Origin of the sequence: Marinimicrobium sp. (assembly GCF_002695945.1) — a bacterium.
Classification (GTDB): Bacteria; Pseudomonadota; Gammaproteobacteria; order Pseudomonadales; family Cellvibrionaceae; genus Marinimicrobium; species Marinimicrobium koreense.
In genome coordinates this window covers 20,463-29,169 of the sequence record NZ_NZQP01000014.1, presented here as the reverse complement: position 1 = coordinate 29,169, position 8,707 = coordinate 20,463, and the positions used below count along the sequence as shown (strand labels likewise).

Annotated in this window: 6 protein-coding genes and 1 other RNA gene; 5 read left to right on the top strand and 2 right to left on the bottom strand. The window is 61.5% G+C overall.

Going from position 1 to position 8,707, the window contains the following annotated elements:
* Nucleotides 1–744, top strand: a 744-nt coding sequence (locus CMG77_RS02050) for a diguanylate cyclase (RefSeq protein ID WP_286903525.1), incomplete at its 5' end; no start/stop codon positions are given.
* Nucleotides 745–1,308: 564 nt separating this feature from the next.
* On the opposite strand, the gene metE is transcribed toward CMG77_RS02050, so the two are convergent.
* On the bottom strand, nucleotides 1,309–3,696 hold the full coding sequence (metE, locus tag CMG77_RS02045) for a 5-methyltetrahydropteroyltriglutamate--homocysteine S-methyltransferase (protein ID WP_286903524.1): 2,388 nt from the start codon (nucleotides 3,694–3,696) through the stop codon (nucleotides 1,309–1,311).
* Between the two features lie 188 nt (nucleotides 3,697–3,884).
* Between metE and CMG77_RS02040 the strand changes: the two genes are divergently transcribed.
* Both CMG77_RS02040 and CMG77_RS02035 read left to right on the top strand, forming a co-directional pair.
* Entirely contained in the window at nucleotides 3,885–4,805 is a 921-nt protein-coding gene (locus CMG77_RS02040) for a LysR family transcriptional regulator (protein WP_286903523.1), read from the top strand.
* A 73-nt stretch (nucleotides 4,806–4,878) separates the two neighbouring features.
* Nucleotides 4,879–6,105 (top strand): MHYT domain-containing protein, encoded by a 1,227-nt coding sequence (locus CMG77_RS02035; protein WP_123636937.1) that lies wholly within the window; start codon nucleotides 4,879–4,881, stop codon nucleotides 6,103–6,105.
* A 104-nt stretch (nucleotides 6,106–6,209) separates the two neighbouring features.
* On the opposite strand, the gene tpx is transcribed toward CMG77_RS02035, so the two are convergent.
* The gene (tpx, locus tag CMG77_RS02030; RefSeq protein ID WP_123636938.1) at nucleotides 6,210–6,707 is read right to left on the bottom strand and encodes a thiol peroxidase; all 498 of its coding nucleotides are present in this window, start codon (nucleotides 6,705–6,707) and stop codon (nucleotides 6,210–6,212) included.
* 138 nt (nucleotides 6,708–6,845) lie between these two features.
* Here tpx and CMG77_RS02025 point away from each other — a divergent pair, with 138 nt between their 5' ends.
* Nucleotides 6,846–8,387 carry an AbgT family transporter gene (locus tag CMG77_RS02025; protein WP_286805138.1) on the top strand — a complete coding sequence of 514 codons (1,542 nt, stop codon included), beginning with the start codon at nucleotides 6,846–6,848 and terminating at the stop codon, nucleotides 8,385–8,387.
* 102 nt (nucleotides 8,388–8,489) lie between these two features.
* Nucleotides 8,490–8,585, top strand: an RNA gene (gene ffs, locus CMG77_RS02020) — signal recognition particle sRNA small type.
* Nucleotides 8,586–8,707 lie beyond the last annotated feature (122 nt).

Genomic DNA, 8,707 nt, shown 5'->3' with positions numbered 1-8,707 from the left:
GGGCGGGCCGCTGATGTGATGACCGTCAACCCGGTGTGTGTGCCGGCCGGAGCCTCGCTACTGGATGCGCTCAAGCGCGCGCAGGAGTATTGTCAACGCCAGATGCCGGTGGTGGATGAGCAGGGCTTGTTGGTGGGCATGATCACTCATACGGATATGGCGCAGGCCTACATTCATATCCTGGAGCGACAGTCAGAGCTGGTCAGTGTCAACCGTGTCCTGAGGGCGGAATCCCTGCGGGATTCCCTGCTCAATATCGGCAATCGTCGCGCGATGGAGCGCGACCTCAAGGTCCTGGCAACGCATCCCAAGCGCCGTTTTGCCCTGGCATTGCTGGATCTGGACTGGTTCAAGAAATACAACGATTATTACGGCCATCAGGCGGGGGATCGGGCCTTACAGCGGGTCTGCGAAACCATTACCGGCCATCTGCGTCAGGGCGATACCCTCTACCGGTACGGTGGCGAGGAGCTGCTGTTGTTAATGCTGGATACCGACTTGGAAGGAGCCTGGCTCGGCGCCAGCCGGGTGTGCGACGCGGTGCAGAAGCTGCGCATCGAACACGCCCCGAGTCCGCTCGGTGTGCTCACTCTGAGCGCCGGCGTGGCCAGCGAGCCCGGAGCCGGCGTATCGCAACTGATTGCCTCGGCCGATCAGGCGCTCTATTACGCCAAAACCCATGGGCACAACAGTGTGATTCGGGGGCGCCCTGTTGCGGAGCCGGACATCACGCCCTCTTTATGACCGCCATGGGGCAGGGGTGATTGCAACCGGTTACTCTTGGGGCCAGATCAAATGTCACGCAATTATCACTTGTAGTTCCCCTGTGGATCCGTACACTGCGCCGCTTTGTGGATAGCCGAGGCGGATGCCTCCTGGACGTGAGCCGTTATGCCCCATCCCGCTGTTGAACCCCTGTCCCTGACCAACCGTCTCGGGCAACCTGTTGTACTGGGTGTGAAGTTTCTGCCCGGGGAACACCGCGATACCCTGTTTGTCAGTGCGCCCCGCCAACAGGCCTCCAGTTTTTTTGGCAAGAATGCCGAACCGTTTCTGATGCAGTTGATGGAGCAGCTCCCGCTGGTTCCCGACCGGTTGAGCATCATCGAGTTGCGCGGGGACCCGGAACATCCGGAGTTCTGGCGTTGGCGTGCCGAGTGGGTCGGGCGCTCCCCCATGGCCCTGCGCGCCGAACCGGTGGCCAGCAATGGCTCCCGGTCGGCNCTTCAGTCGCTGCTGGAAGGGCGGCGGCACGAGGGCAGCGGGCAGGCCCGTGCTCCCCGGCGCCGCCAGGCCTGAGGGCCCGACTCAGGCANCGTCGCTNGAACGNTCGCGCAGGCGTCGNGCGGCGCTGACCATGTTGGCCAGGGCGGCTTCGGTTTCCNCCCANCCCCGGGTTTTCAGNCCGCANTCCGGATTGACCCAGAGACGNTCCTTCGGTAGCCGTTGAGCCGCCTGCTCCATCAGGGTCACCATGGCNTCGACCNGGGGCACATTGGGNGAATGAATGTCGTATACGCCCGGGCCAATGTCATTCGGGTAGGANAACTGCTCGAAGGCATCGAGCAGCTCACCCTGGGAGCGTGACGTCTCAATGGTGATCACATCCGCGTCCANTGCCGCAATGGCATCGATNATGTCGTTGAACTCTGAATAACACATATGGGTNTGAATCTGGGTTTCNTCGTTCACGCCACTGGCGCTCAGACGAAACGCCTCTACCGCCCAGTCAAGGTACTCCCCCCANTCTTTNCGCTTCAACGGCAGACCTTCGCGCAGGGCAGGCTCGTCAATCTGGATGATCTGAATGCCGGAGGTCTCCAGNTCNTTGACTTCGTCCCTGAGTGCCAGGGCGATCTGTCGTGCNGTCACNGAGCGGGGNTGNTCGTTGCGCACAAAGGACCAGAACAGCATGGTNATCGGGCCGGTCAGCATCCCCTTGACCGGTNTGCGGCTCAGGGACTGGGCGTAGCGGGCCCACTGGGTGGTCATGGCCNNGGGNCGGGCCACATCACCGTAAATGATGGGCGGCTTCACNCAGCGGGAGCCATAACTCTGGACCCANCCAAACTGGGTGAAAGCGTAGCCGTCGAGCTGNTCNCCGAAATATTCCACCATGTCATTGCGCTCGGCTTCGCCNTGCACCAGTACNTCCAGCCCCAATTGCTCCTGGCGAACAATGGCATCGGCNATGGCCTGGCGCATNCGATTGCGATACTCCACTTCGGACAGTTGTCCCTGCTTGTAGGCTCGGCGTGCCTGACGGATATCATCGGTCTGGGGAAAAGAGCCAATGGTCGTGGTCGGAAATTCCGGCAATTGCAGGAGTGCCTGTTGTTTGGCCGACCGCTGCGCAAACCGGCTCTGGCGCTGACTGTCGGTGGGAGAAATGGCGCTCAGGCGCTCCTGCACCGNCGGGTTGTGGACGCGGCGGGATTCACGCCGGGAGCGCACCGACTGATCGCTGGCCTCAAGTGCAGCCAGTGCGGATGGAGCCGGCTCNGNNGCCAGTAACTGTNCNAGAGNCACCACTTCGTCGACCTTCTGCAGCGCGAAGGCCAGCCAGCTTTTCAGCTCTGGCTCCAGGGCCTGTTCCCGTTTCAGGTCNACCGGCACGTGCAGCAGTGAGCAGGAAGGGGCCAGCCAGAGTCGCTCTCCCAGCCGTTCGGCGAGTTCGGCGAGCGTTTCCCGTGCCGCTCTCAGGTCGGTACGCCAGATATTTCGCCCGTCGATTATCCCCACCGACAGCACCTTGTGTACCGGCAGGCGGTCGACGACGTTCAATAGCTGCTCCGGTGCGCGCACCGCGTCGATGTGAAGGCCGGCGACCGGCAACTGCACCGCAGTGGACAGNTTCTCGCCGAGGGCGCCGAAATAGGTGGCCAGTAGCAGTTTGACCGCTCGGTTCTGCAGGCGATGGTAAGTCGGCTCGAAGGCCTGTTGCCAGGCAGCGGGCAAGTCCAGCACCAGAATCGGCTCATCAATCTGCACCCACTTGGCGCCGGCATCGGCCAGAGCATCCAGCAATTGCTGATAGGCCGGCAGCAGCGCCTCAAGCAGGCTCAGCCGATCAAAATTGTCCGCTTTTTCTTTGCCCAGCCACAGATAGCTGAGCGGACCGAGAATCACCGGCTTGACCTGGTGCCCGAGGGCGATGGCCTCCCGGGTCTCATCGATGATCTGCCGATAGCTCAACTCAAAGGTCTGGTCGGGGTGAAATTCCGGTACCAGGTAGTGATAGTTGGTGTCGAACCACTTGGTCATTTCACAGGCGCTACTGGCCGCGCCGGTCGGTGCTCGCCCCCGCGCCATCCGAAACAGCGTGTCCAGATCCACCTGTCGGCAGGGCCCCTCGGGCGCCTCCGGGGCGTCAATCGGCTCGCTGCAGCCACATTCGGAGTGGGAGCCCGGTTCAGCGCCGGTGTTCCGGGCTTCGGCCCGGTGGCGCACGGGAACATTACCGAGAGTGGCGGACAGGGTCAGGACCTGGTCGTACCAGGCAAAGTCACCGGTGGGAATCCAGCTCAGGCCGGCATCCGCCTGTTGCTGCCAGTGTCGGCGGCGCAGTGTCCGCCCAGTGTCTTCCAGAGCCTCCTTGGAGAGGTCGCCGCGCCAGTAGGCCTCCAAAGCCCGTTTGAGTTCTCGGTCGGCGCCGATGCGGGGGAAGCCCAGATTGTGGGTGAGTATCGGGTGCATAAGGTCCTCGGGATAAAGTGATGGTCGACAAAAAGGGGTTNCGAGTCAGTCTCGATGTAGTGGGCGCATTCTCGGTAAAGTGCTACTATGAATCAAACGGAGTATTTTCAGATTTACTATGAATTTTATTAATNTTGGTCCGCTGGCGGTGTTCTCCGGGCCGATTGTTGAGGAGTGAAACCCAATCGATGTTGGAAATACGTCATCTGAAAACCCTGGTGGCTCTGCGAGAAACCGGCTCCCTGGTGGATGCGGCCGAACGGGTCCACCTGACCCAGTCCGCGCTGTCGCACCAGTTGAAGGACCTGGAGAGCCGTCTTGGCGGTGAGCTGTTCGTGCGCAAGAGTCGGCCGGTGCGCTTTACCCCGGCGGGTAAGCGCTTGCTGGCGCTGGCGGACGATGTGCTGGGCCGGCTGGAGGACGCCGAACGGGAGGTGCACAANCTGCTGCACGGCGAGGCCGGTCGGCTCAATATGGCCATTGAGTGTCACAGTTGTTTCAACTGGTTGATGCCCACCATTGAGCGGTACCGGAATCATTGGCCGGCCGTGGAGCTGGATTTCTCCGGTGGCTTTACGTTTGAGCCGCTGCCGGCCCTGGTTCAGGGGGATATTGACCTGGTGGTGACCGCGGATCCGCAACTGATTCGTGGGGTGGAGTATGTCCCGCTGTTCGCCTACGAAATGCAGTTCGCCCTGGGGCGGGAGCACCCGCTGGCGGAGCGTCCCTGGATCGAACCCGAGGACCTGCTGGAGCAGACGCTGATCACCTACCCGGTTGAGCGCAGCCGTCTGGACGTGTTCAAACAGTTCCTGGAGCCCGCCGGGGTTGAGCCCGCGTCGGTGCGTACCGCCGAGCTGACATTGATGATGGTGCAGTTGGTAGCCAGTGGACGGGGTGTTTCGGCACTGCCGAACTGGGTTCTGGCTGAATATGTCGATCAGGCACTGATCACGGTCCGCTCCGCCGGCCCCCGAGGTGTCTGGCCCATTCTGTATGCCGCAGTGCGCGAAGCTCAGTTGGATGCGCCGTTCATGCAGGATTTCCTCCGCTTGGCTCGCGAGCACTGTCTCAAGCATTTGACCGGGGTGCGTCGGGTGTCGTCCTGATCCAAGTCCTGCTGTGGCGCGTAACAACACGGAACGTCAATAATGACTGAGGCACCAACAGCGGACTTTCCCTATGACAGGCTCCTACAATGCGATTCTGGTAATCGCGTCCTACTGCGTGGCGGTGATCGCGTCCTACACGGCCATCTATTTCGGTACCCGGGTATTTCATTTCGACGGGGCTCAGCGGCGTAACTGGTTGGTCGCTGGCGCACTCTGTCTGGGCACGGGGATATGGTCCATGCACTTTGTAGGCATGAGTGCCTTTGAGATGCCCATGGAAATGACCATGTCGTTCAACGCCGGGTTGACGGTCTTGTCCTGGCTTCCGGCGCTGGTGGCGTCGGGGCTGGCACTGCACGTGATCACCTTGCCCCGGGTCAGCGCGGCGGCCATCGCGGCCGCGTCACTGATTATGGGGGCGGGTATCTTTTCCATGCACTATCTGGGCATGTATGCCATGCAGATGCAGCCGGCGATTCAATACGATCCCGTCTGGGTATCGATCTCCGCCGCGATTGCGGTGGGAGCATCCGGGGCAGCGCTGATGATCTGTCGCAAAATCCGCGACGTGCCGGTCCAGTATGCGGTGTGGGTCAAAGCCCTGGCGGCCCTGGTGATGGGTGCGGCCATTTGTGGCATGCATTACTCGGGGATGGTCGCGGCCATCTACCCGATGGACGGCGCCATGGACCAGGGTAACCACTTGCAGGGGAACTGGATGGGGGTGCCCACGGCGATCGTCGTGAGTGGCTTGCTGCTGTTGGCGATCTATGTTGCTTACAGTGATCTTCGGGCGCGGGACCGGGCGCGGCAAGCGCAGGAACGGGCTCAGGATCAGGCCCGGCAGGCGGCCTTCTACGATGCCGCCACGGGGCTTCCCAATCGCAGTCACCTGGAGCGTCAGCTTCTGGAGCGGCTGACCGTCACCGCGCGGGGCGCCCAGCCCGAACCTTTCCTGCTGTTTTATGTTGAGCTGCAGAATCCGGATGACGCGCAGGTGCTGGAAGTGGCTCAGCAGCTCAAACGCAGTTTCAGTCGCGCCGAGCAGGTGGTGCGCTACAGTAGCGACAGCTTTATGGTTTTGCATCAGCCTTTGTCGGGGGAAGAGGTCAAGCGGAAGCTGGTGACCCTCAACACTGCGTTCCTGAGTAACGCCTCGATCGGTCGATGGGGGTGGGGGGTGAGTCAATACCCGGCATCGGCGAGTAACAGTCGCGGCCTGATGCAGGGCGCGCAGCGAGTGCGGGAGTGGTTGACGCCCGAGGATGCCGCACCGGGCGGGCGTCAGGTGGCCTGAAACACGGTTAAAGGCAACGTACAAAAAAGCCAGCACTCACCGAGTGCTGGCTTTTTTGTTGGGGCGGGGCCGTAGCGTGTTGCGTGGACCCCGGAGCGCGCCGATCAGCCAAGAGCCTGAATGGCGGCGTCGTAATCCGGCTCGTCCGCCACTTCGCTGACCAATTGGGTGTAGCTGACCTTACCGTCCTGATCGACTACGACCACCGCGCGGGCATCCAGTCCGGTCAGCGGGCCCTCGACCATGCGAACGCCATAGCTCTCGGCAAAGTTGGAGCGGAAAGCCGAGGCGGGAATCACCTGGTCCAGTCCCTCGGCGCCGCAAAAGCGTGCCATGGCAAAGGGCAGATCTTCAGAGACACAGAGAACCACGGTGTTGTCCAGGGCGCTGGCCTTCTCGTTGAACGAGCGGACCGATTGCGCGCAGGTGGGTGTATCGACGCTGGGGAAGATGTTGAGCACCACTCGCTTGCCTTTAAAGTCACTCAGATTGACTTCTGACAGGTCAGTCTTGACCAGAGTGAAGTCAGGCGCCGCACTGCCTTTCGCGGGCAGTTCACCACTGGTTTTAAACGGGTTACCTTTCAATGTAACAGTTGCCATGCTGTGCTCCTGCTGGATGGTGACATGAGAAATCGAACCGGCCTGTGCGCTGGACAGGCCGTAAAACATGCATTACAACGCTGGTGCGGTGTGATTGCAAGTGCCGCTTACCATTCTTTAACGCAACCGGAATTGTTTATGAGCGTCACTGAGCCCGCTTCTCAAGCCACATCTGGCCCCTTGGCGGCCATCGCCCGCTGGGGCAATCGATTGCCGGCACCTGCGATGCTGTTCCTGTGGCTCACTCTGTTATTGGTACTGGTATCCGCGGTCGTGGCCGCCTTTGATGTATCCACCCGCCTGCCGGGGCAGGATGAGCGTATTGCGGTGCGCAGCCTGTTGAGTGCCGAGGGGATTCGCTGGGCGCTGACTCACACGGTTGAGAACTTTGTTTCCTTTGCGCCGGTGGGCACGGTCCTGGTGGCCATGCTGGGTTTGGGGGTGGCCGAGCACTCCGGGCTGTTGCGGGTGTTGCTGGAGCGCCTGGTGCGGTCCACTCCGCAGGGGCTGTTGAGCTGGATGGTGGTCTTTGCCGGCATTCTGTCCAACCTGGCCATGGATGCGGGCTACGTGGTCCTGATTCCTCTGGCGGGCCTGATGTTTGCCGCCGCGGGGCGACCACCCTTGGCGGGTATCGCAGCGGCATTTGCGGGGGTGTCCGCCGGGTACAGTGCCAACCTGCTGATTGGTCCGGTGGACGTCATTCTCAGCGGAATGAGTACCGAGGCGGTCGCCATCGTCGCCCCCGAATACACAGTGGGTATTGAGGCCAACTATTACTTTGCCGCCGTGTCCACCCTGGTGTTGAGTGTGCTTGGAGCCTGGGTGACTGAGCGATGGGTGATGCCCCACCTGGCCAGGAGCGAGGGCCCAGAGCGGCTCGCGGAAACGGCTCCCGATGAGGAGCACACCCTGTCAATTGCAGAGCGTCGAGGCCTCTGGCTGGTGGCGGTGTGGACGCTTCTGTTTGTTCTGGTTGTTCTTGTGGCGGCGGTTCCGGAGGGGGCGCCGCTGCGTGACCCGAATAATCCGGGGTTTCTCGGTTCAGCGGCAATGCAAGGCATCGTGGTGTTGATTGCATTCTATGCCGGTGTGGCCGGCTGGCTGTTCGGGCGCGTCAGCGGCCGGTATGGCAGCAGCCAGGCGTTGGTGGAGGCCATGGAGGGAACCATGGCGACCATGGCCGGTTATCTGGTGCTGATGTTCTTTGCCGCTCAGTTTGTGAATTATTTCTCCTGGAGTCAGTTGGGCACCTTGCTTGCCGTCAGCGGTGCCGAGGGACTGCAAGGCCTGGCATTACCGAACAGTGTTTTGCTGCTGGTGTTTGTCTTTATGGCGGCGTTTATCAATCTGTTTGTCGGCAGTGCATCCGCCAAGTGGGGGCTGTTGGCGCCGGTCTTTGTTCCCATGCTGTTTTTGTTGGGGATCAGCCCGGAGGCGACCCAGATGGCCTTCCGGATTGGTGACAGCAGCACCAACATCATTACCCCGCTGATGCCTTATTTTGGCGTGGTGGTGGCGTTCGCTCAGCGCTATAAGCCGGACCTGGGTATCGGCACACTGATGGCGATGATGTTGCCCTACAGCCTGGTGTTCCTGCTGGGTTGGAGTGGACTGATGCTGGTGTGGTTCTGGCTCGGTTTGCCCCTGGGGCCCGGTGCGTCGATGCTGCTCAATTGAGGTTGCAATAGGGGGGCAAACTGCGCATAATGCGCCCCACTCGACCACAGCCACCGGCTGTTTCAGGGGGATTCCCCCGGCGTCGAGCGACTATGGTGGCCTTTCCGGTCCCCTCGCAATGATCAGCTGTGAACCCCGCCAGGCCCGGAAGGGAGCAACGGTAGCAGTCAGTCATGTGCCGGGGTGTGGCTGGTCAGGTCACCACCCATCTCCCCCCTTGTTGGTATAATTCTGTCGTTCCCGTAGGGGCCGAGCGCAGCGGTGTAGACCTGCACCCGCCGTATATATCACCGGGCATCTTCCGGTATACTCCCGCCCTG